The sequence below is a fragment of the Clostridia bacterium genome, from assembly GCA_014360065.1.
Classification (GTDB): Bacteria; Bacillota; DSM-521; order Neomoorellales; family JACIYF01; genus JACIYF01.
This window is the reverse complement of record JACIYF010000042.1, coordinates 1-22274: the sequence shown is the minus strand read 5'-3', so window position 1 is coordinate 22274 and position 22274 is coordinate 1. Positions and strand designations below refer to the sequence as shown.

Here is a 22274-nt window from a genome sequence, read left to right as displayed (position 1 = left end):
GGTGGGTCGGGCGACCCACCCGCCGGCTTCCCCGTCCTATTAGTTTTACAATTTGACGATAATAGCTCAAGTAAATTTTTTACATTTTGGGGCAGGATTATGGATTGTGATATAGAATTACTACTCAAATAATGGCCCGGTAGCCAGACCGAGCTCTTCCGACTTGCTGCTTCCCAGCAGGGAAAGGCAAGCGTTAGGGTGGAGGGAGTAATTTCTCCGCCTGCTATTGGGCAAAGGAAGGGCGCTCCTCCAAGGAGTGCTCTATTTTTTGAGCTCTGGATCTGTAAGCGGCAAAAGGGTCAAGAGGCTTGGCGGCAACCGCCGCGTTGGAGGTGAAGGCAAAGGGATAGGATAGTCTTTGGGGCGGCGTAAAGCTTAGGAAGGGTGGCTTGCGAATCTAGTTTATTGAAAGGAACGGAGGTATGGGGATGGCGAAGACGCTGGTAGTGAATCAAGAGAAGTGTATCGCCTGTCGCAGGTGTGAGCTAGCTTGTGCCTTTAAGAAGGTGGGCGAGTTCAACCCGGCAGCTGCCCGGCTTAGCGTGGCAGTCTTCTTAGAAGACGATGTCTATTTGCCCATAGTTTGCCAGCATTGTGATGAACCTTTCTGTATGGAAATCTGCCCTGCTGGGGCCATTTATCGGGATGTTCAAACCCAAGCAGTCAAGATCAATTCTGACCGATGCATTGGCTGCCGGATGTGCATTATGGCTTGCCCGTTCGGGGGAGTAGATTATTCGGTGTCCGAGCAACAAGTAGTTAAGTGCGATCTCTGCGATGGTGAGCCGGAATGCGTTCTCTTCTGCCCAACCCAAGCCTTGGAATATAAAGAGCCAACTGAGCTTGGCTTGGCCAAGCGCAAGAAAGTAGCTCGCAGGATGAAAGAGCTAATGCGGGAGGTGGGCTAGATGTACGGCTGGATGGGTCAGATATTAAGAGTAAACCTAACTGATGGTACGATTACTACTGAGCCCTTAAATCCTGATTGGGCGCGGGATTACGTGGGCGCTCGGGGTCTGGCCAGCAAGTTCCTAGCGGAAGAGGTTGATCCGAAAATCGATGCCTTGTCCCCGGAAAACAAACTGATTTTCATGACCGGTCCGCTAACCGGTACTAGTGCCGTATCTGCTAGCCGGTATGATGTAGTTACCAAGTCCCCCTTGACAGGAGCAATTGCCGGTTCCAACTCCGGCGGGTATTTCCCGGGCGAGCTGAAATATGCGGGCTACGACGGCATCATCTTTGAAGGGAAGGCGGACAAACCTGTATACCTTTTCATTAACAACGATGAGGTGGAGCTTCGCTCGGCTGAGCACATTTGGGGGCTGAACACCCATGAGGCTACCGACCTATTGGTGCAGGAGACCCATCCCGAAGCCAAGGTAGCTTGCATCGGCCCGGCGGGCGAGAATCTGGTGCTCTTTGCTTGCATAATCAACGATAAGAACCGGGCTGCTGGTCGCTCGGGCGTAGGCGCAGTCATGGGCTCCAAGAACTTAAAGGCAGTGGTGGTGCGAGGCACCAAAGGCGTCAAGGTGGCCGATCCCCAAGGCTTCCGTGAGGCAGTATTAAGAATAATGAACGAAAAGATTAAAACCAACCCAGTAACCTCTTCGGGCCTACCGACATACGGCACAGCGGTGCTGGTCAACACCATTAACAGCCATGGTGCCTTGCCTAGTTGGAATTTCCGTACGGGAGTTTTCCCGGAAGCGGAAAAGATTAGCGGCGAGGCCTTGGCTGCCGATTATTTAGTTCGCAATAAGGCATGTTTGGCTTGCCCCATGGGCTGCGGGCGGGCCGTTAACATTGAAAGTGGTCCGTTTGCAAGCCATGGAGAAGGCCCGGAGTACGAGGCAATTTGGGCTCTAGGCTCTGATTGCGGTGTCAGCGACTTGGCGGCGGTGAGCAAAGCTAATTTCCTGGCTAACGAGTTGGGCTATGACCCTATCAGTTTTGGATCTACTTTGGCTTGCGCCATGGAGCTTTACCAACGTGGCTATATGCCGGCTGGTGATAGCGACTTAGTTCTGGAATTTGGTAACGCCAAGGTGTTGGTAGAGGCTGCTCGCAAGGTTGCTTACCGAGAAGGGGTGGGCGACCTTCTGGCCCTTGGGTCCTACCGTTTGGCAGAGCGCTACGGCCATCCTGAGCTGTCCATGTCCACTAAGAAACAAGAGTACCCGGCTTACGACCCCCGAAGCATCCAAGGAATAGGCCTCAATTACGCTACTTCCAACCGCGGCGGTTGCCACGTCCGAGGTTATACGGTGGCTTCCGAGATCTTGGGTATTCCAACCCAAACCGATCCACTATCGGCCCAAGGCAAGGCAGAGCTAGTCAAGGCATTCCAAGATCTTACTGCCTTGGTTGATTCCAGCGGTATTTGTCTGTTTACTACCTTTGCCATTGGGGCACCGGAGGTAGTGGCTATGCTTAAGCCGGCCACGGGAGTCGACTATACCAAGGAAAGTGCGGTGATGGCTGGGGAAAGGATCTGGAATCTGGAACGCGCATTTAACTTGGCCGCAGGTCTGACCAAGGATGACGACACGCTAGCTCCACGTTTGTTGGAAGAGCCCATGCCTGAGGGCCCTGGCCAGGGCAAAGTCAGCAGCCTCAAAGAAATGTTACCGCTGTATTACCAGGCTCGCGGCTGGGATGAGGAAGGCAGGATTACTGAAGCTACTCGTCGCCGCCTAGGCCTGTAGGCCAGGTTATTTACGGAGGCTAAAGACATGCGCTACGTAGTCATAGGCAACAGCGCCGCCGGCGTCAGTGCAGCCCGGGCTATCCGGGCTGCCGACCCTGATGGCAGTATCAGCATCATTGGGGAAGAGCCTTACCCTTATTATGGCCGAGTATTGACCTCCTATTACTTGGGTGGGCGGGTAAACCGGGAGGCACTATTTTTGGCCGAGGAAGACTGGTACCGCAGGGAGCGAGTGGAGGCCTATTTGGGGGTAAAAGCCTGGGGCTTGGATGTAGACAGGCGGGAGGTTTTGTTGGAAGATGGCCGGTGGCTACCATACGACCGATTGCTGGTGGCCACCGGCGCCCGGCCGCAGATGATCGATGTGCCAGGAAAGGATCTGCCTGGGGTTTTCCCCCTGCGGACCCTGGACCATGCCCAGGCTATTCGCGCTCTCATCAGGCCTGGGGATCCTGCGGTGGTGGTAGGCGGAGGCCTGGTGGGTGTCAAAGCGGCGGAGGGGCTTTTAGGAGCTGGAGCCAAGGTAACCATGGTTGTCTCTTCGCCCCAAGTATTGTCCCAAATCTTGGATGCTGAGGGGGCAGAAATGGCCCAAGCTGCTTTAGAGCGCGAAGGGGTGCAGGTGCTGCTGGGGGACGATGTGGTAGCTATAGAAGGAACCGGGCGGGCGGAAAGGGTCATTCTTCGTTCCGGAAAGGCCCTGGCGGCTAAAGTAGTAGTGGTTGGGAAGGGGGTACAGCCCAACCGAGATATTCTCCTAGCCACCGAGGCTATCGGGAGGCGGGGCATTGCTGTAAATCAATTCCTAGAAACAGCTGTGCCCGCCGTCTATGCTGCTGGCGATGTGGCGGAAACTTGGGACCGGGCTTGGCAGGCGTCGCGAGTAAATGCCCTTTGGGGCAACGCAGTGGAGCAAGGTCGGATAGCCGGGGCGAACATGGCTGGGGCAAGCCTTTCTTATCCGGGGAGCTTGGCCATGAACTCTTTGGTATTGGGGGATCTTGGGATCATCACCGGGGGGATGGTAAGACCTCCGCAGCCGGACCAGTCCCAGCCCGAATTGCCCTATCGCGTGCTAAGCAGAAAGGATTCTCGGCGCCAGCTCTATCGGAAAGTAGTGCTCCGGGGTAACCAACTGGTGGGGGTGGCCGCGGTTGGTCCTCGTGGGGAGTCCCCGGCCGGGGTTGGAACCTTGCTGAAGTACATCGGGAAAGAATTGGGATCTCCACTGTTGGAAGCTTTCCTGCTAGGCCGTCTGAGCATAGCTCAGTGGCTCAGGCTTCCGGCCTGGGCCGATTGAACAGAGCCCTGCTAACCTTTAGTAGGAATTAGCTTGGCTCTGTGTGTAGGAGGGAAAACCACGCGCTAGGGAGCATTGTAGCTTATTCTTTCGAACGAGCTAGTTCTGTCATGCACAAGCTCCCAGGTTAAGGCTAATCGGGCTTGTCACTTCGAGCACAAAATGGTAGCTTAAGTTTGAAAAGTTAATAAGCTTGCATCAAGGGCGAAATGACCGCTGGCAAATGGCTAAGCTGAGGTTGGGCCTGAGGTGCGGGCAAGCAGGTTACGGCACCCTGAGAGGAGGGTTATCCTGAATCAAGGGGGAGAAAAGCAGGAGGCCGCTCTCTGGGTGCAGGGAGCGGTTTTTTTAATGAGGTCAACGGAGCCGAAGCTAGCCGGTTCACCTGTCACCGGGGGCCGAGACGGAACCTCAGGTGGCTCCGGAAGGAATTGGGAAGCGGACCAAATTAAGGGTTTTTGGAGGAGACGCAGTTGGCGGAGGGTCAAGATCGAAGGATCGGAGTAGTCGGGATAGTAATTGAAAACCGCGAGAAAATGGCGCCTCGGGTAAATGAGATCCTGAGCGCCTACGGGGACATTATCGTTGGGCGAATGGGCATCCCTTACCGGGAGCGCGATGTAGCCGTGATAGCCTTAATAATTGACGGGACTACCGACGAAGTTGGGGCCCTAACCGGTAAACTCGGTGGCCTAAAGGGCATTCAGGTGAAAGCTGCCCTCGCGGGCCGCTGAGGGGAGGAGAGGCGCCGTGAGCTTTCGAACCGAACGCGATCTAATTGGGGAAAGGCGCATCCCTCAGGATGCCTATTACGGAATTCATACCCACCGGGCGGTAGAGAACTTTCCCGTTAGTGGCCGGAGGGTACATCCTGAGCTCATAAAATCCCTGGCGCTAGTAAAGCAAGCGGCGGCCGAAGCCAACTTGGCTTGTGGCTTCCTTCAGCCTAGCATTGGCAGGGCTATAATCCAGGCCGCCAGTGAAATTGCCGAGGGTAAACTTTGGGACCAGTTTCCAGTGGATGCTCTGCAAGGTGGGGCCGGCACCAGCACCAACATGAATATGAACGAGGTTATAGCCAATCGAGCGATTGAGATCCTGGGCGGTACTAAAGGGGATTATGAGATGGTCCACCCCATTAACCATGTCAACCTGAGCCAGTCTACCAATGACGTTTATCCTACGGCGGTACGGGTAGCCTGTATCAGGTTGCTTCTCCCCCTGGCTGATGCCCTAGCTGACCTGCAAGCGGCCTTTCAGGCCAAAGAGGCTGAATTTGCTGGTGTACTGAAAGTGGGTCGCACCGAAATGCAGGATGCGGTGCCGGTAACCTTGGGGCAGGAGTTTGGTGCTTTTGCTGAAGCCATTGCCAGGGATCGTTGGCGCCTATACAAAGTGGAGGAAAGATTGAGGGAAATCAACTTAGGCGGCACTGCCGTAGGTACTGGTCTAAACGCCGATCGGCGATACATTTTTCTGGTGGTGGAAAAGCTGCGCACCCTGACGGGACTGGGTCTAGCTCGAGCCGAAAACACCATTGATCCTACCCAAAACGCCGACATTTTTGCGGAAGTATCGGGGTTGGTCAAGGCTAGCGCAGTCAATTTAGCCAAGATTGCTACCGACATCATTATCCTTGCTTCTGGTCCCCGGGCCGGCTTGGCAGAGATCCACCTGCCTGAGGTGCAGGCCGGCTCTTCCATTATGCCCGGCAAGGTAAACCCGGTCATTCCAGAAATGGTGGTACAAGTGGCATACCAAGTAATGGCCAACGACCTAGCCATCACTCTGGCTACCCAAGCGGGAAAGTTAGAACTCAATGCTTTTCTGCCTTTGGTAGCGGACCGGTTGCTGGACTCGCTGGAAATCATGCGGCGGGCAGTGGAACGGTTCCGCTTGGGATGCGTAGTTGGCATCCAGGCCAATCGGGAGCGCTGCCGCCAGCTTCTGGATCAGAGCTTTGAGCTAATAACAGCTTTGGTACCGGCGCTGGGATATGAGCAGGCCACCGAGATCGTACTGGAGATAGAGCGAACCGGCCGCTCAGTAACCGAGACCTTGTTGGCTAGAGGTCTTTTTACCAAGGAAGAATTGGAAGCAATCCTGGCTCCGGAGCGCCTGACTCGGCCAGGAATGGTACGGTTGCGACCCAACTCTACCAGGGAGGTGTGATAGCATGGACGACACGCCTAAGGGCAGCCGCTTGCACATAGCCATCTTTGGTCGGCGCAATGCCGGCAAGTCGAGCCTGATTAATGCCTTGACCAACCAAAACTTAGCCATTGTTTCCGATGTGCCTGGTACCACCACTGACCCGGTTTCTAAGGCTATGGAGCTTTTGCCCATAGGGCCAGTAATGATGATTGATACTGCCGGCATCGATGATGTGGGTCTTCTGGGAGAGATGCGGGTTCAGAAGACCCTGGACGTGCTGCACCGCACCGACTTGGCTCTGCTGGTCATCGATCCAGCCATGGGAGTAAGCGAGTTTGAGGAAGGCATAGTCGAAAGGGCTCGAGAGCAAAACACTCCCATCATTGGGGTGATCAATAAAGTTGACTTGTATACTTTAGACGGCGAAGTCAATGACTGGGGACAAAAACTGGGAGTACCAGTAGTACAAGTGAGCGCTGTTACCCGGCAGGGGATTGATGAGCTGAAAAAACAGATGGTGCGCTTGGCTCCGGCCGATTGGACCGCTCCAACCATTGTCGGTGATCTGATTAACCCTGGCGATCTCGTCATATTGGTGGTGCCCATTGATCTGGCTGCTCCCAAAGGGCGGATCATCCTGCCCCAGGTGCAAACCATTAGAGATATCCTCGATCATGATGCTTGTGCTGCCATAGTCAAGGAACGCGAACTGAAAGAAATGTTTAGGAAGCTTAGCAGTCGCCCCAAACTGGTAATTACCGATTCTCAGGTGTTTCCCAAGGTTGATGCCGATACCCCCAGGGATGTGATGCTGACTTCATTCTCTATTCTGTTTGCTCGCTATAAAGGCGATCTGGAGGCCCTGGTTCGGGGTGCCAAGGCCATTGATCGGTTGAAGCCTGGCGATAAGGTTCTAATCGCGGAAGCCTGCACTCACCATCGGGTGGCAGATGATATTGGCACGGTAAAGATTCCGCGGTGGCTGCGCCAATATGTAGGCGGTGAGCTAGAGTTTGCCTGGAAGAGCGGAGGGGATTTTCCTCCTGATCTTCATAAATACCAGCTGATCGTCCATTGCGGGGCCTGCATGATCAACCGGCGGGAAATGCTGTACCGAATCATGGTAGCCCAGGAAGCAGGCGTCCCCATCGTCAATTATGGGGTGGCTATTGCCCACCTTCATGGCATATTGCCGCGGGCACTATCCCCTTTCCCGCTGGTGCGGGCGATGCTGGAAGAGGGGGAGCAGGAATATGTCATCTGAGTTCCTAGCTGCCTTGGAGCGAGTACAAAATTGGGGCACGAACCGGCTGGATTACCGACCAGGGTTGGAAACCGATGCCTTGGCGGTACTTGAACGAGATATCAAGACCCTTCTTGGTGCTGAAGGCCAGGATAAAGAAGAGCTATTTTCCCGAGCTGACTGGATACGAGAGCAAGTTTTTGGGGACGAAGTCCACTTTCGGGGCATAATCGAGTTTTCCAATTATTGTTATCGAAATTGCTTTTACTGTGGTTTGCGCTATAGCAACCGCAAATTGAGGCGCTACCGCCTCGACCCGGAAGAAATAATAGAGGTGGCCAAGCGGGGGGCGGCTCTAGGGGTTAAGACCATAGTCTTACAGTCGGGAGAAGATTTCTGGTACAGCCGGGAGATTATGAGCCAGGTAGTCAGCTCGATAAAGCACGGTCTAGGCTTGGCGGTCACTCTAAGTTTGGGCAACCGTTCTTATGAGGATTATGCTGAGTGGCGGGCCGCTGGCGCTGATCGCTACCTCTTGAAACACGAAACGGCGGATGCCAGCCTTTTTGCCCAGCTCCGGCCAGGCACGTCCTTGGCTGATCGATTAAGGCATCTTGATTGGCTGCGGGAGTTGGGCTATCAAGTGGGCGCCGGCAACATTGTTGGTCTCCCAGGCCAAACTCTGGATACCCTGTCCCAGGACCTAATTCTGTTGTGGAAGTTGGATGTGGAGATGGCTGGCATTGGACCCTTTATTCCCCATCCAGATACTCCTTTAGGCGATAGCCCGGCTGGGTCAGTGGAAATGACTCTGAAGGTCTTAGCTGTGGCTCGGCTGCTCTTACCGTTCACCCACTTGCCAGCAACTACCGCTTTGGCCACCTTGGACCCTGAAGGCCGCTTGCGGGCGCTGGCCTGCGGAGCCAACGTGATTATGCCTAATATCATGCCTAGAAGATATCGTTTAGACTACGCCATTTACCCCGATAAAGCGGGGATTACTCAGGAGCCTGAAGAGAGCTGGCAGGACCTCTTGCAGTTGCTAGCCAGAGCCAAAAGGAAATTGGCTTCCGGCTACGGTCACTCTCCCAAGGCCAAGTTTGGGGGTGGCTTGGTGTCACTAGGTGAGACCTGCATTCAAGCGGTGGAGTAGGTTCGGAGTGGCGTTACATAACCAGGGCTTCAACTGAAGGCAAATGGCGACAGGGAGGGTTAAGTATGATTAATAAAGACCAATATGAAGTGGCAGAATTCATCGATCACGCGCTGATCGAGGAGACATTGCGGCAGGCCGAGCAGCCGCCCGAGTCGAAGGAATTAGAAGATATTCTGACCAAGGCTGCTGAGGCTCGCGGGATAAGCTTGCTTGAGGTGGCTAAGCTTTTGGCGCTGGAAGATGGGGAGAGCCTGGAACAACTTTACGCTACCGCTCATGCAGTAAAGGAAAAGATCTATGGCAAGCGGCTGGTGCTCTTTGCGCCGCTGTACTTCAGCAATTACTGTATTAACAATTGCCGTTACTGCGGCTACCGGCGCCACAATCTATTTCCCCGCCGCCGACTGACCATGGATGAAGTTAGGGAAGAAGTGACCATTTTAGAAGAAATGGGCCACAAGCGCTTGCTCTTGGAAGCAGGCGAGGATCCGGTCAACTGCCCCATTGAATACGTGGTAGAAGTGATCCAGACTATTTATGGAGTTAAGTTTAAGAACGGAAGCATTCGTCGGGTAAACGTGGACATAGCTGCTACCACGGTGGAGGATTATCGCTTGCTCAAAGAAGCCAAGATTGGAACTTATACTCTTTTCCAGGAGACCTATCACCGTCCTACCTACGCCTACATGCATCCATCTGGGCCCAAGGCAGACTATGATTGGCATACCACTGCCATGGACAGGGCGATGATGGCGGGCATCGATGATGTAGGACTTGGGGCTCTTTTTGGCCTCTATGATTATAAATTTGAGGTATTGGGGCTCATCCTTCACGCTCAGCACTTGGAGGAGCGATTTGGCGTAGGTTGCCACACCATCTCTGTCCCTAGGCTGCGCCCGGCGTTGGGGGTGGACTTGGAGGAGTTTCCTTACCTGGTGGACGATGCTGATTTCAAGAAGTTAGTGGCAGTACTGCGGCTGGCGGTTCCCTATACTGGGATGATCCTTTCTACCCGTGAGCGGCCCGAGTTTAGAGATGAGCTCATTGATATTGGCATTTCTCAAATCAGCGCTGGATCTTGTACCGGAGTAGGAGGATACAAAGAAGAAGCAGAAAAAAGGTGCCAGCCGGTTGCGGGCACCGCCAGCTACCTGGATAAGGCAGATACCCCTCAATTCCAAGTCGAGGATACCCGCAGCCCGCAAGAGGTAATCCGGAGCATTTGCCAGTCAGGTTACATCCCCAGCTATTGTACTGCCTGTTATCGGAAGGGCCGAACCGGGGACCGGTTTATGGCCTTTGCCAAGAGCGGCGAGATCCAGAACCTCTGTCAGCCCAATGCTATGTTGACGTTCAAGGAGTTTCTCATGGATTACGCGGATCCTGAAACTAAGGCCATAGGGGATGCCACCCTCAAGGAGCATTTAAATCAAATCCCTAACCCCAAGATCCGCCAGCAGACCGAAGAAAGGTTGAGTCGGATCGAAGCCGGAGAGCGGGACCTATACTTCTAAAGCAAGCAAATGGGGAGTATTGGCTTATATGATAAAAGTAGAAATATTATAGTTCTTTTGGGTGAGCCTATGGTATAATGTTACTAGCCATAGGCTACCTGTTTGCTTAGAACCTAAACGGCGTGGTCCATATCACCAATAAATTCTAAATTGGGAGAATTCATCGTGGGCGGTGCCAGAGCCAATATTGGGCCTAAACCCAGCGCCGATCCCCTGTCGGCTGCGGCCATGAGCTTGGGGGAAGCGTTGGGAGCACGCGGTGGAGTTTTCTTTTCCCTAGGTTCCATGCCCTTTTTAGCGTGGGGGTTGGGGAAGCGCACGGTTTGGCCCCATCTAAAGCGTTTCTTGGAGGCTATTGTGGTCAAGGGTGAAGGGGAAGGCTATTGCTTTGCCAGCGTGAAGGGCTTGTTGGCTGGCAAGGGCGATGCCTGGGTACAATTATTAGCTATACCGCTGCATGGGGCCAGGGGATTGGAAGGGTTCCTCAATTATTTATGGGACCGGGATCGGGAGCTAACCGGCAAAGAATTAAAATTCATCCAAGCGATCCTTCTTTTTGATCGGCTAGCTCAAGAGACGGGGGCCATGGCCATAGTGAAGGCGATTATTAAGGAACGACAGCGCTTGCGTCAAGAGCTGCACGATGGGTTATCCCAATCTCTAAGTTATATATACTTTACCTTGGGTGCTCTAGAACAAAGTGCCTCTGGGTTCAGGGAAGAAATAAGCGGGGTTCGCTCAGAAGTAGTAAAGGCCGCCGACGATCTTCGCAAGACCCTCTGGGGCCTTACTTTTCCAACTATATCCGATTCCCTGGCCTGGTTACAGGCACCGCTACCAGAATTGCTGTTAAACTGCAGTCAGGATTTTAGCCGGCGCAACCGGATCAAAATCATGGCTACCGGAACCAACCCTGGCGGGCAGGGCAAAGACCTGGCTCCTGCCGTGAAGGGGGAAGTGGTCCGCATTGTCCAAGAAGCGCTAGTCAATGTGGCTAAACATGCACAGGCTTCCCAGGTAGTGGTTAGATGGCATCAAGGCAGTCGGGGCACGGCGGTGCGAATCAAGGATGACGGGGTAGGAATGGACCACAGCCGCCAGGAAAGAAAAGGTAAAGTAGCCGGGCTGGGGCTGACTGGCATGCAGGAAAGGGCGCAAGAAATAGGAGGAATTATTGCCTGGCGCTCTCGCCCAGGCAAGGGTACCAGGGTAATCCTTTATATTCCCCACTCCTGAAGCTAACCCTTGGCCATGGCAATGCTTCCGCTTGATGGGAGGGGTAGAGGTGCATGGTAAGCTAAGGGTTTTAATTGCCGATGACCATGCTTTGGTTCGCAAAGGTTTGGTGGCGTTGTTAGCCCCCAGTCCGGAGGTGGAGGTAGTAGGTGAAGCTCAGGATGGCTGGGAGGCTGTTGATAAAGTCCGGGTTCTTGGCCCTGATGTGGTGCTTATGGATATCAACATGCCAGGCCTAAATGGCATAGAGGCCACGCGAAGAATACGGGAACAGTCGCCCCAGACCCGGGTAATCATGTTAACGGTTTCGGATAGCGACGAGGAACTGTTCCAGGCTATTCGGGCTGGCGCCCAGGGGTACCTATTGAAGACAGTGGACCCTGACCAGCTGCTCTGCTTTCTCCGCGGACTTTCCCGCGGCGAGGCGCCGATCTCGCCACTTATGGCGGGAAAGATGCTAGATGGGCTGGCCCGGGGCCTGCTTGGCACCTGCCAAGAACGAGGCAAAGAGTCACTGACGCCTAGGGAAAAAGAAGTGCTGCGTTGGGTAGCCCTAGGAGCATCCAATCGGGAAATTGCTGAGCGCATGTTTATCAGCGAGAACACAGTTAAAAACCATATTCGTAATATTTTGGACAAGTTACATACCAAAAATCGGGTTCAGGCCGCCGCCTATGCCATGAGGCACGGGCTGATCGAAAATCGATCCTAGAGGGGCAATGGATTTGCACGAGTTGGCATTAATGGAGAATCTCATCGATATAATCGAACAAAGCGCTCGCGCCCATGACATCTCCCGGATTACCAAAGTTAGGATTATTGTTGGCAAACTAACTGCGGCTATGCCGGAAGCTTTGGAATTGGCCTTTCAGGTCTTAACTCGGCCCAGTACCGAGAATGGTAGCCATGGCATCAATTGGGAGAACGCAGTGTTAGAGATTGAAGAGCGGGAGGTCTTGGCCCAGTGTCCCGAGTGCCACAAGCAATTCAAGGTTGATGATTTGTCGTTGATGTGTTCAACCTGTAACCGGCCAGCTCAAGTCATCTCTGGTCGGGAGCTCCAGGTTGATTATTTTGAGGGGGAGTAAGGAGGGGCCCATCCCCCACCTACATAGCTAGGCATGAAAAAGGCACGTAGCGACGTTAGGATGCTGTTTCGGAAGCGACATAAGCCAAGCGGCCAAGCCACCTCAGCGAGGGCGAGGACGAGGACGGAGCGCAGGATTACGGAGTAAAGGAACAGCGTCCTAGCTAGAAATCTATGTTTTGTCGGAGGAGGAGGCAGAGCGTGAAGGTAATAGTAGCCCAGGATCTCTTGGAGGCCAATGATGGCATTGCTGGCCGCAACCGGTTGCGTTGGGACAGCTTGGGCACTCTAGTAGTTAACCTAATAAGTGCCCCTGGGGCCGGCAAAACCACTTTGCTTGAGCAAGTGCTGGAAGATGTGAGCCGGGACTTGGCGGTAGGGGTGATCGAAGGTGATATCTACACCTGCCGCGATGCCGAACGGATTGCCCGCTTAAAGGTAGCTACTGTGCAAATCAACACTAAAGGTGCCTGCCACCTGGACGCCGGAATGATAGAGCGAGCTTGGCAGGAACTTGAACTCCAATGCGGGAAGCGGCTGGATCTATTATTCATCGAAAACGTGGGCAATTTGGTATGTCCGGCCGAATTTGACTTGGGAGAAGACATCAAGGTTGCCCTGCTCAGCGTATCCGAGGGTAGCGATAAACCGGCTAAATATCCCCTAGTATTCCACCAAGCGCAGGCTTGCGTGCTTACCAAGGTCGATCTTTTACCATATACAGATTTTGATCTGGGGGCAGCTCGACAGGAAATCTTCGGACTTAATCCCAAGGTGGCCATGTTTGCCACTTCGGCCAAAACCGGCGAGGGGGTAGAGGACTTTTGCCGGTGGCTGCGCCAACAAGTCCAGGTTAAACGGGAGAAGAAACAAGACTATGACCAAAGGCAAGGGTAGTGAAGGGCAACTGGCCAGCCAAAGCACCGGCCGGGTAGGCTGGCGGCGCTACCGGGTGACAATCACCGGGGTAGTGCAAGGAGTAGGTTTTCGCCCTTTCGTATACAACCTGGCGATAGCCTGTGGGATTGCAGGGACAGTGCTTAATTCCAGCCAAGGGGTGATCATCGAAGCTGAGGGTCCGGAAGAGGCATTGCAGGCTTTCCTAAAGGAGATACGTGAACGCCCGCCCCGCCTAGCCCGGGTGGAGAAAATGGTTTATGAAGAGATGGCTCCGGTAGGCGAGCGGGGCTTCAGTATCCGTGCCAGTCAAAAAGAAAAAGAAGTCAAGGCGCTAGTGCCTCCCGATGTGGCTCTTTGCCCTGATTGTCGGCGAGAAATCGCTGACCCTCAAGATAGGCATTTTCGGTACCCTTTTACCAACTGTACCAATTGTGGACCTCGTTTCACCATCATCAACGAACTACCCTACGATCGCTCCAAGACTTCCATGGCAGCATTTCCCATGTGCCCGGAGTGCGCTGCCGAATACCGCCATCCTATGGATCGCCGTTTTCACGCCCAACCAGTAGCTTGCCCGGCTTGCGGACCTCAGGTTGAGCTGGTGGATGCCAAGGGGCAGAGAATGGGGGGCAGTTCGTCTAGCGATGGGGTGCAGTGGTTGGAGGCGGTCTGGTCGCTATTGGCCCAAGGAAAGATCGTGGCCGTCAAGAGCCTGGGTGGATTTCACCTGGCATGCGATGCCTTTAACCAGGAGGCAGTAGAGCGGCTTCGCCGCAACAAGGGCAGGGAAGCCAAACCCTTTGCGGTTATGGTTCGGGATTTGGAGACTGCGCGGGAATTGTGCCAAGTGAGTGAGTCGGAGGCGGCCTTGCTCACATCTCCAGCAGCGCCCATAGTGGTATTAGTGCAAAGGCCCGAGACCCAATCGGTATTGCCCAAGGCCATAGCGCCGGGCTTGAGGACTTTGGGGGTCATGCTTCCTTACACCCCATTACATTGTCTTTTGTTGTCGGGTCCCTTTCGGCTTTTAGTCATGACCAGCGGCAACAAGAGCGAGCTGCCCCTGGCCAAGGATAATCAGTCTGCCTTGCAGGAGCTGGCGGGGCTTGCCGATTATTTCTTGTGGCATAACCGGGATATTGTTAATCGCTGCGATGATTCGTTGGTTCAGCTGGCTGGCCCTCACCCCATTTTTTTGCGTCGCTCTCGCGGATACGTACCTGAGCCGATAACCGTTCCTGGGGAAGGTTCAGGTCCCGACGTTTTGGGTATAGGGGCAGAGATGAAAAACACTTTTTGCTTGCTCAAAGGGAATAACGCCTTTCTCAGCCAGCATATCGGCGAGTTGGAGTTGGTGGAAGGGGAGGAGAATTTACGCGCGTCCCTGGCCAGCTTTATACGGCTTATCGAGGCTGAACCCAGGGTGGTAGTTTATGATTTGCATCCTCATTACCGGTCCTCACAAATTGCTCAAAACCTTCCCGCGCAGGAGTATATTGGGGTGCAGCATCACCATGCTCATATGGCGGCCTGTTTGGCAGAAAACGGGTACCCGGGACCGGCCATCGGTGCCATCCTTGATGGCACCGGCTATGGTTTGGATGGCAATATGTGGGGGTTTGAAATCTTGAGTGGGGATCTCCGGCATTTTAGGCGTCATTGGCACTTGCAGTACGTGCCCTTGCCTGGGGGTGAACGGGCAGTACGTCGGCCTTGGGTAATGGCCATCGCATTTTTAAGTACCGTGGGGTCGGCAGCAAGGGTAAGTAGGTGGAGCCGCCTTTTAGGTCGGAGCCAGGAAGAGGTAGACGCGGTAAGGAGGTTGATTGCCAGCGGGTTCAACTGTCCGCTTGCCTCCAGTGCCGGCCGGCTATTTGATGCGGTTTCTGCTCTGCTGGATATTTGTCAGGAAAATACTTACGAGGGCCAGGCCGCGATGGAGCTGGGGGAGCTAGTCCGGGAACAGGCGAGACCAGCCCTGGGAACAGCCCCGGCGCCTTATCCTTTTGAGCTGGCGGAGGGCGTTATTAAGCTTCAGGCGATGTTTGACGCCTTATTGATAGACTTGGAGCGAGGGCTCGATCCTGAGTATATCGCTCTTCGCTTTCACGAAACGGTGGTGGCTATGGTAGTAGCAGCCGTCCAGCCTGTGCGAGAGCGAACTGGCCTCGGCGCCGTGGTCTTGAGCGGTGGGACTTGGCAGAACCCATATCTATTGATTAGGACCAGAGAGGAGCTCACCCGCCGTGGATTCGAGGTTTTTAGCCACCGCTTGGTGCCGCCAGGTGACGGGGGGATTAGCCTGGGCCAGGCCGTTATTGGGCGGTGGCTCTCTAAAGTTAAGGACTAACCTGCTTGCGCCGGGTTGGCGAGCAAATCAACGCTAGACCACGGAGGAGCGAAGCGCTGGCGAGCCTGTTTTGAGCCGGCGCCAGCGCCCCAGCATGGGGAACGTTTAGGAAGTACTGGGCAGGCAAGGGAGGGAGAAGCTATGTGTTTAGGAGTGCCGGGACGAGTGGAAGAGATTCAGGAGGGTGGGAAATATGTGGTGGTCGATGCTATGGGGGTAAAAGTCCGGGCCTCGACTGCACTGATTGATTCGGTGGCGGTGGGTGATTACCTAATGATCCACGCTGGTTACGCCCTTGAAAAGGTAGATCCGGAGGAGGCGCGGGAACGGATTGAGCTCTGGGAACAATTCCTTGCTTATGACCAAAGTGCTGGCTAGCTACCGCGATCCGGAACTGGGCAAGAAGATCCTTGCCCAAGTTGAGCAGTGGGCGGATCGGGCGTGCCACCGCCTAGGCCGCTGGCCGGTCATCATGGAGGTCTGCGGAACCCATACCGTAACCATTTCCCGACTAGGTTTGCGAAGCTTGCTGAGGGAAAAGGTAATATTAAAAAGCGGGCCTGGCTGCCCGGTTTGCGTTACCGATTATGGAGATATTGACCGGGCGATAGCTCTGGCACGGTTGCCGGGTGTTACCATAGCTACTTTTGGGGATATGATGCGAGTTCCGGGAAGCCACGGCAGCCTGGAGGAGGTTCGAGGCTGGGGAGGACGGGTAGAGGTTTTCTATTCGCCCGAAAGTGCGGTAGACTTTGCCCATTGCCATCCTGAGACCCAGGTGGTATTCCTAGCGGTTGGATTCGAGACTACTGTTCCCGCCATTGGCCTGGCTATAGAAAAAGCTCAAGCTTTGCAGCTTGGCAACTTCTATATCTTTTCTTTGCATAAATTGGTCCCTCCGGTAATGCGGGCCTTGCTAACGGACAAAGAGGTGATGGTGGACGGCTATCTTTTGCCTGGACATGTCTCTACCGTAATCGGCAGCAATGCCTTCAGGTTTATCGGGACTGAGTTTGGAGTTCCGGCGGTGGTGGCGGGATTTGAACTGGTGGACATACTTCTATCCCTGGCTAAACTGCTTAGGCTGATAGCCGAAGGTCGTCCCCAGGTTTTAAATGGTTATTCCCGGCTGGTACGGGAGCAAGGTAACCCGCGGGCCCAGGCCCTTATTGAGCGGTATTTTGAACCCAGCTTGGCCTCCTGGAGAGGCCTAGGGAACATCGAAGCAAGCGGCCTAAAACTACGACTAGCGTACCGGGAATTGGATGCTGGACTCCATTTCCCCCTGGAAGTTCCCACGCCTCGAATACCTGCCGGCTGTGCCTGCGGAGAAGTACTAAAAGGAAAGGTTTTTCCCCAGCAGTGCCAGCTTTTTGGGCGAGCCTGTCGGCCCGAGCGACCGGTGGGGCCATGCATGGTCTCTTCGGAGGGAGCCTGCGCCGCTTATTATCAATATGAAGCCCAGGGGGCCGGTGACCAGTGGGAGGGGGCGGATGAATAAGGTGGAAAAAGCTGTTCTCTTGGCGCATGGAGATGGGGGGAAGCTTACCCACCAACTTATTCAAGAACTGTTTCTGGCTTACTTCGGCCATCCTGCCTTGCAAGAGCTATCGGATGCTGCCGTCATCACCATGACCAGGGACCAAGGTCCTGCTCCCGATGGCCTGCCTTTAGTGGTTACTACCGACTCATTTGTCATCGATCCCATATTCTTTCCCGGCGGAGATATCGGCAAATTGGCTGTGTGTGGCACGGTAAATGATCTCGCGGTTAGCGGGGCTCGCCCGCTCTACTTGACTTGTGGTTTTATAATTGAAGAAGGGTTTCCCCTTAGAGATCTGGAGGCCGTGGTCCAGTCTATGGCCGAGTGGGCCCGAATTGCCGGAGCTGCTATCGTGGCCGGGGATACGAAGGTTGTGCCTCGGGGCCATGCCGACAAGATCTTCATTAATACTACCGGCATAGGTCTATTGTTGCCGCAAGCTCAATTGGGGTACCAGCGAGTTGGGCCGGGCGATAAGGTTTTGGTCAGTGGCAGCATTGGCGATCACGGGCTGTGCGTGTTAAGCCAGCGCCAAGGGTTGGGCCTGCAAATTGGAGTAGAGAGCGATTGCTGTCCCCTAACGGATTTGGCCCGGGATTTAATCGCTCAAGTGCCTGGGATCAAGTTGATGCGCGATCCTACCCGAGGTGGACTGGCCACGACGTTAAAGGAGATAGCCCTGGCTAGCCAAGTGGATATTCAGGTAGAAGAGAGCGAGCTGCCCATCCGCCGCGAAGTGCGGGGAGGAGCAGAGATTTTGGGGCTAGATCCACTGTACCTGGCTAATGAGGGCAAGCTGGTGGCGATAGTGGCGCCGGACCAAGCCAGCCAGGCTCTGGATATCATGAATCAGTATTCTCCGGCCCAAGAGGCAGCCATCATTGGCCAAGTACTATTGGGGAGAGGAAATGTCTACCTAAAAACCGCCATTGGCGGAACCAAGTACCTGGATCTGCTGGTTGGAGCTCAACTTCCTAGGATCTGTTAGCAGGTTCTGCTTAAGAATCCAATGGTAGGAGGGCTCTTAGAATAGTTTCTAGGAGGGACGGCAGTGGCCCGGCGGTTTGCGGTGGTATCAGCTTATCGGCATCATAACATCCATCTTCCTCGGCGCCGGACCAGGTTTAGCGCTGGTTATGATATTGAGGCGGCGGAAGACGTCACAGTGGAGGCGGGGCAAATAGTCAAAGTTGCCACTGGTCTTAAGGCTTATATGGAGCCAGACGAGGTGCTACAAATTTTCATTCGCAGTAGTTGGGCTACTAGGTATCACTTGGGCTTGGCTAACGGTACGGGGATCATTGATGCTGATTATGCCGATAACCCGGACAACGAAGGACATATTATGATTCCGGTAATTAACTATGGCGAAAGCCCGGTCACCATTAAAGCAGGTCAAGCTATTGCCCAGGGAATTTTCATCAAGTACTTGCGTACCGATGATGATAATGCTGATGGTTGCCGCCAGGGCGGTTTTGGCAGCACTGGCCGATAAACTAAGACAAGCATATTTATGGATAAACCTGCTCTAGGCGTAGCCAGCGATTGCGTTCTCGCTTTCGGGAATCATAGACCAAAAGGTCGTGAATGAGGCGGGTTTGGTTTAAGAGTGACCAAGCCTCATAAAGGGCGGGAGCAAAATTGGGGCTCAAGGGAATATCTTGCTTTAAGATTGGGCACTGGTAGGGAAGAGACAAAACCTCCTTTATGAGGACTAGTTTCTGACCGTGAAGCAAATGCGGGGCCAGAGGAAAGGTTCGGCACTGAATGGGCCTTTGCTCCCGGTGGCAAGGACGGGTACAGCGAACGAACAGGACTCTGCCAGTCCAACTAGGGGGAAAGTCATACTGGGCAGCTTGGTGCTCTTCCCACTCTAGCCAATCTTCGTGCCTGGAAAACATGCTGTCCTCATTGGGCAAAAGGTAGATCCCCGTCCCCGGGTAGGCCGGGTTGCAGCAAGCCTTGCCGCAGAGGATGCCGCAATCGTAATCTAGAGGCGTCACGTGATCTAGGAGCCGATAAATATGTTCATAGTCTGAGCTGCTGGGATAATCAGTAATTTCAATGGCCATTGTCTATCCCTCTAGATGCCAATCTTAGCCTTAGAATGCTTTTTGGGTCAAGGTTAAATAGTTTTGCAGCAACGGGTGGGGGAGGAAGAATTTCTTGTTGAAAGGGAACTTAGTGATTGCTCAATCGGGTGGGCCTACCGCCGTGATCAACAACAGCTTGGCTGGGGCCATTGAGGCAGCTTGCGCCAGCGAGGCCATTGACGAGGTCATCGGTGCCCGTAACGGTGTTTTAGGCTTACTCAGGGAGGACTTCATTGACCTCGGTCGGGTAGACCCGGCGGTTATCCGAGGCCTACGCTACACCCCAGGAGCGGCCTTGGGGTCGTGCCGCTGCCAGCTCAAGGATAGGAATGACTACGAAAAGTTACTTCGCATTTTCCGCTACCATAATATCCGCTACTTCCTATACATTGGTGGGAATGACTCCATGGATACAGCTTGGAAAATAGATCAGCTGGCCCAAAGGGAAGGTTACGAACTTAGGGTAATTGGAGTTCCCAAGACCATCGACAACGATCTGCCACTGACCGACCATTGCCCTGGCTATGGCAGCGCCGCCAAATACCTGGCCACCAGCGTTCTGGAAATGGGCATTGACCTTAGGAGCATTGAGACCAGTACCAAGGTGGTTATAGTGGAGACTATGGGCCGAAATACCGGGTGGTTGGCGGCAGCCACAGCTTTGGCACGTCGGCAACCCGGGGATGCTCCGCACCTGATCTACATGCCGGAGGTAGCCTTTGACCTTGAAGCTTTCCTGGCCGACGTGGAGGCGGCCTATCATGAATACGGAACTGTCCTGGTGGTGGTTTCTGAAGGGCTGGTGGACAGAGAGGGTAACTATGTTTTTAGTGATGCTCTGGCCGTAGATCAATTTGGCCATCAGCGCCTTGGGGGCCTGAGCCAATTCCTTCTTAGCCAAGTAGAGACGCACCTGAGAATCAAGGGTCGCTATATTCTCCCAGCTAGCAGCCAGCGGTGCGCTAGCCATTTAGCTTCGCGAGTTGATGCGGAAGAGGCCTACCAGGTGGGGCGGATAGCAGTCGAAGAGGCGATTGGGGGAAAAAGCGGCAAGATGGTGGCGTTAAGGCGGCTCCAGGGAGAAGAGTACGCCTGCGCTTACGAGTTGGTGGATTTAGACAAGGTAGCCAATCAAGAAAGAAAAGTGCCTCGGCAGTGGATAAACGTTGCCGGTAACGATGTCACCAGCCAATTTGTGGACTATGCTCGTCCTCTGATTGAGGGTGAAGTCCAGGTGGCCTATCGGCAGGGCCTTCCGGCATATGTGGACATGGAGGCATATGTACGTAGGTCCCATCGGCGCAATGTAGCCGTCTAGGTGCCTGCTGGGCGCGTAAGTGCAAAGGGCGAATGCCCGGCCATTTCTTGACAATTGGTTAAACCCAGGCCTATAATAGAGAGCACAGAGTCGGGGCACTGTCGCACCTAAGGCGGGGCGGCAGTGTTTCTTCTAGTTTAGGGGCGCCGCACAAAGGCCCTGGAGGCTACATATGTTCTTCCGTAATTTGGGCTGAGGGAGCGAGGGAGATGCCAGGTAAGGAAGTGTATATAAGCGCAGAAGGTCTTAAGAAACTGGAGGACGAGTTGCAACACTTGAAAACGGTGCGCCGCAAAGAGGTGGCCGATCGCATCAAGCAGGCGATTGAGTTTGGGGACATCAGCGAAAACTCGGAATATGAAGATGCCAAGAATGAGCAAGCTTTTATAGAGGGGCGAATTCTGGCCTTAGAAAAGCAGCTTCGCAATGCCCAGATAATCGATGTGTCCAAGGCGCCTCCAGAGGAAGTGAGCTTAGGGTGTAGCGTAGTTCTCAAGGACCTCGAGGGCGGGGAAGAATTCGAGTACGAAATCGTTGGATCCATAGAGGCTGATCCATCGGAAAATAAGATTTCTAATGAGTCACCGGTAGGAAAAGCAGTTTTGGGGCAAAAGGTCGGATCGGTGGTAGAGATTAAGGTGCCGGCCGGGCTTCTCAAGTACCAAGTTATGGAGATCAAGTGCCACCGTTCCAAGGCTGGCTAAAAGGAAAGGAATCAACGTCATTTGCAAAGGAGCTTAGAATGGGCGCTACGCTTGATCAGGATCTCAACGAATTGATGTTGGTACGTCGTCAGAAGTTAGAGGACTTATATAAGCAAGGTATTGAACCCTTCGGTGGACGTTTCCCCCAAACCCATTTTGCCAGCCAAATAAAAAGGGAATTTGATGAGCTGGAAAACCAGCCAGTGTCCATAGCTGGTAGGATTATGGCCAAGCGTGAACACGGCAAGGCTAGCTTTGCCGATATTGCTGATAGCTCAGGCCGCATCCAGGTTTACGTGAAATATGATGCAGTTGGTGAAGAGGCTTACAATTTATTCAAGAAGCTTGATATCGGAGATATCATAGGGGTTGCGGGGCGAGTGTTTCGTACTCGGAGGGGAGAGATCACGGTCGAGGTTGATAGCTTTAGGCTGTTGTGCAAGTCCTTACGGCCGCTCCCGGAGAAATGGCATGGCCTTCGGGATGTGGAACAACGGTACCGCCAGCGATACCTGGACCTCATTGTCAACCCTGAGGTGCGGCAAGTATTCATAATCCGTAGCCGGGTTATTAAGGCTATGCGCCGCTATTTGGATGAACATGGTTTTCTTGAAGTTGAAACTCCTACCATGAATACTATTCCGGGGGGTGCGGCTGCCCGACCTTTCATTACCCATCACAATGCCCTGGACATAGATCTTTACCTACGCATAGCCTTGGAGCTGCACCTAAAGCGGCTGTTGGTAGGAGGATTGGAGCGAGTCTACGAGATTGGTCGGATTTTCCGCAATGAAGGTATTTCCACCAAGCATAACCCGGAATTTACCATGATGGAATGTTATCAGGCCTACGCTGACTATGAGGATATGATGCGGCTGACCGAAAATATGGTAGCCTACATAGCCCAGGAGGCGCTGGGCACTACCGCAGTCACTTATCAGGGGAAAGTGATTAACCTTGATC

The 22274-nt window shown here is 53.9% G+C and carries 21 protein-coding genes; 20 read left to right on the top strand and 1 reads right to left on the bottom strand.

Annotated features, from left to right (window positions below; translation table 11 throughout):
• The first annotated feature begins 428 nt into the window (after window positions 1-428).
• From H5U02_07935 to H5U02_07855, 17 genes are all read left to right on the top strand, one after another.
• Window positions 429-908 carry a 4Fe-4S dicluster domain-containing protein gene (locus tag H5U02_07935; protein MBC7342367.1) on the top strand — a complete coding sequence of 160 codons (480 nt, stop codon included), beginning with the start codon at window positions 429-431 and terminating at the stop codon, window positions 906-908.
• Entirely contained in the window at window positions 909-2711 is a 1803-nt protein-coding gene (locus H5U02_07930) for an aldehyde ferredoxin oxidoreductase family protein (protein ID MBC7342366.1), read from the top strand.
• A gap of 27 nt (window positions 2712-2738) precedes the next feature.
• A complete protein-coding gene (locus H5U02_07925) occupies window positions 2739-4013 on the top strand; it encodes an NAD(P)/FAD-dependent oxidoreductase (protein ID MBC7342365.1) in 1275 nt (424 codons plus the stop codon).
• A gap of 536 nt (window positions 4014-4549) precedes the next feature.
• Window positions 4550-4747 (top strand): CopG family transcriptional regulator, encoded by a 198-nt coding sequence (locus H5U02_07920; protein MBC7342364.1) that lies wholly within the window; start codon window positions 4550-4552, stop codon window positions 4745-4747.
• Between the two features lie 16 nt (window positions 4748-4763).
• A complete protein-coding gene (locus H5U02_07915) occupies window positions 4764-6185 on the top strand; it encodes an aspartate ammonia-lyase (GenBank protein MBC7342363.1) in 1422 nt (473 codons plus the stop codon).
• A 4-nt stretch (window positions 6186-6189) separates the two neighbouring features.
• Complete coding sequence (hydF, locus tag H5U02_07910) at window positions 6190-7431, top strand: [FeFe] hydrogenase H-cluster maturation GTPase HydF (protein ID MBC7342362.1); 1242 nt, start codon at window positions 6190-6192, stop codon at window positions 7429-7431.
• Window positions 7421-8563 (top strand): [FeFe] hydrogenase H-cluster radical SAM maturase HydE, encoded by a 1143-nt coding sequence (gene hydE / locus H5U02_07905; GenBank protein ID MBC7342361.1) that lies wholly within the window; start codon window positions 7421-7423, stop codon window positions 8561-8563. The genes hydF and hydE overlap by 11 nt, the downstream gene beginning before the upstream one ends.
• A gap of 65 nt (window positions 8564-8628) precedes the next feature.
• Entirely contained in the window at window positions 8629-10080 is a 1452-nt protein-coding gene (gene hydG / locus H5U02_07900; protein MBC7342360.1) for a [FeFe] hydrogenase H-cluster radical SAM maturase HydG, read from the top strand.
• Window positions 10081-10245: 165 nt separating this feature from the next.
• The gene (locus H5U02_07895; protein ID MBC7342359.1) at window positions 10246-11316 is read left to right on the top strand and encodes a hypothetical protein; all 1071 of its coding nucleotides are present in this window, start codon (window positions 10246-10248) and stop codon (window positions 11314-11316) included.
• 34 nt (window positions 11317-11350) lie between these two features.
• Window positions 11351-12028, top strand: coding sequence for a response regulator transcription factor (locus H5U02_07890; protein MBC7342358.1), 678 nt, complete (start codon window positions 11351-11353; stop codon window positions 12026-12028).
• 13 nt (window positions 12029-12041) lie between these two features.
• Window positions 12042-12404 carry a hydrogenase maturation nickel metallochaperone HypA gene (locus tag H5U02_07885; protein ID MBC7342357.1) on the top strand — a complete coding sequence of 121 codons (363 nt, stop codon included), beginning with the start codon at window positions 12042-12044 and terminating at the stop codon, window positions 12402-12404.
• 200 nt (window positions 12405-12604) lie between these two features.
• Entirely contained in the window at window positions 12605-13300 is a 696-nt protein-coding gene (gene hypB / locus H5U02_07880) for a hydrogenase nickel incorporation protein HypB (protein MBC7342356.1), read from the top strand.
• Window positions 13281-15653, top strand: coding sequence for a carbamoyltransferase HypF (gene hypF / locus H5U02_07875; protein ID MBC7342355.1), 2373 nt, complete (start codon window positions 13281-13283; stop codon window positions 15651-15653). Before hypB ends, hypF begins: the two co-directional genes overlap by 20 nt.
• A 141-nt stretch (window positions 15654-15794) precedes the next feature.
• Complete coding sequence (locus tag H5U02_07870; protein MBC7342354.1) at window positions 15795-16031, top strand: HypC/HybG/HupF family hydrogenase formation chaperone; 237 nt, start codon at window positions 15795-15797, stop codon at window positions 16029-16031.
• Window positions 16012-17154, top strand: a complete 1143-nt coding sequence (hypD, locus tag H5U02_07865; GenBank protein MBC7342353.1) for a hydrogenase formation protein HypD — start codon at window positions 16012-16014, stop codon at window positions 17152-17154. The genes H5U02_07870 and hypD overlap by 20 nt, the downstream gene beginning before the upstream one ends.
• Window positions 17147-18184, top strand: a complete 1038-nt coding sequence (gene hypE, locus H5U02_07860; protein ID MBC7342352.1) for a hydrogenase expression/formation protein HypE — start codon at window positions 17147-17149, stop codon at window positions 18182-18184. The genes hypD and hypE overlap by 8 nt, the downstream gene beginning before the upstream one ends.
• Window positions 18185-18247: 63 nt before the next feature.
• Window positions 18248-18691: a dUTP diphosphatase gene (locus tag H5U02_07855; GenBank protein ID MBC7342351.1), complete on the top strand. Its 444-nt coding sequence runs from the start codon at window positions 18248-18250 to the stop codon at window positions 18689-18691.
• Between the two features lie 16 nt (window positions 18692-18707).
• Here H5U02_07855 and H5U02_07850 read toward each other — a convergent pair whose 3' ends face one another.
• Entirely contained in the window at window positions 18708-19268 is a 561-nt protein-coding gene (locus tag H5U02_07850; protein ID MBC7342350.1) for a hypothetical protein, read from the bottom strand.
• A 94-nt stretch (window positions 19269-19362) separates the two neighbouring features.
• Here H5U02_07850 and H5U02_07845 point away from each other — a divergent pair, with 94 nt between their 5' ends.
• The 3 genes from H5U02_07845 to H5U02_07835 all read left to right on the top strand — a co-directional run.
• On the top strand, window positions 19363-20607 hold the full coding sequence (locus tag H5U02_07845; GenBank protein ID MBC7342349.1) for a 6-phosphofructokinase: 1245 nt from the start codon (window positions 19363-19365) through the stop codon (window positions 20605-20607).
• A gap of 209 nt (window positions 20608-20816) precedes the next feature.
• Entirely contained in the window at window positions 20817-21311 is a 495-nt protein-coding gene (gene greA, locus H5U02_07840; GenBank protein ID MBC7342348.1) for a transcription elongation factor GreA, read from the top strand.
• Window positions 21312-21349: 38 nt separating this feature from the next.
• On the top strand, window positions 21350-22274 hold a 925-nt coding region (locus tag H5U02_07835), incomplete at its 3' end, for a lysine--tRNA ligase (GenBank protein MBC7342347.1).

What these genes read in the sequence shown, in the direction of transcription:
- H5U02_07935 (MBC7342367.1), top strand. Translation starts at nt 429, where the DNA reads ATGGCGAAGACGCTGGTAGTGAATCAAGAGAAGTGTATCGCCTGTCGC.
- H5U02_07930 (MBC7342366.1), top strand. Translation starts at nt 909, where the DNA reads ATGTACGGCTGGATGGGTCAGATATTAAGAGTAAACCTAACTGATGGT.
- H5U02_07925 (MBC7342365.1), top strand. Translation starts at nt 2,739, where the DNA reads ATGCGCTACGTAGTCATAGGCAACAGCGCCGCCGGCGTCAGTGCAGCC.
- H5U02_07920 (MBC7342364.1), top strand. Translation starts at nt 4,550, where the DNA reads ATGGCGCCTCGGGTAAATGAGATCCTGAGCGCCTACGGGGACATTATC.
- hydF (MBC7342362.1), top strand. Translation starts at nt 6,190, where the DNA reads ATGGACGACACGCCTAAGGGCAGCCGCTTGCACATAGCCATCTTTGGT.
- hydE (MBC7342361.1), top strand. Translation starts at nt 7,421, where the DNA reads ATGTCATCTGAGTTCCTAGCTGCCTTGGAGCGAGTACAAAATTGGGGC.
- hydG (MBC7342360.1), top strand. Translation starts at nt 8,629, where the DNA reads ATGATTAATAAAGACCAATATGAAGTGGCAGAATTCATCGATCACGCG.
- H5U02_07890 (MBC7342358.1), top strand. Translation starts at nt 11,351, where the DNA reads ATGGGAGGGGTAGAGGTGCATGGTAAGCTAAGGGTTTTAATTGCCGAT.
- hypF (MBC7342355.1), top strand. Translation starts at nt 13,281, where the DNA reads ATGACCAAAGGCAAGGGTAGTGAAGGGCAACTGGCCAGCCAAAGCACC.
- H5U02_07870 (MBC7342354.1), top strand. Translation starts at nt 15,795, where the DNA reads ATGTGTTTAGGAGTGCCGGGACGAGTGGAAGAGATTCAGGAGGGTGGG.
- hypD (MBC7342353.1), top strand. Translation starts at nt 16,012, where the DNA reads ATGACCAAAGTGCTGGCTAGCTACCGCGATCCGGAACTGGGCAAGAAG.
- hypE (MBC7342352.1), top strand. Translation starts at nt 17,147, where the DNA reads ATGAATAAGGTGGAAAAAGCTGTTCTCTTGGCGCATGGAGATGGGGGG.
- H5U02_07850 (MBC7342350.1), bottom strand. Translation starts at nt 19,268, where the DNA reads ATGGCCATTGAAATTACTGATTATCCCAGCAGCTCAGACTATGAACAT.
- greA (MBC7342348.1), top strand. Translation starts at nt 20,817, where the DNA reads ATGCCAGGTAAGGAAGTGTATATAAGCGCAGAAGGTCTTAAGAAACTG.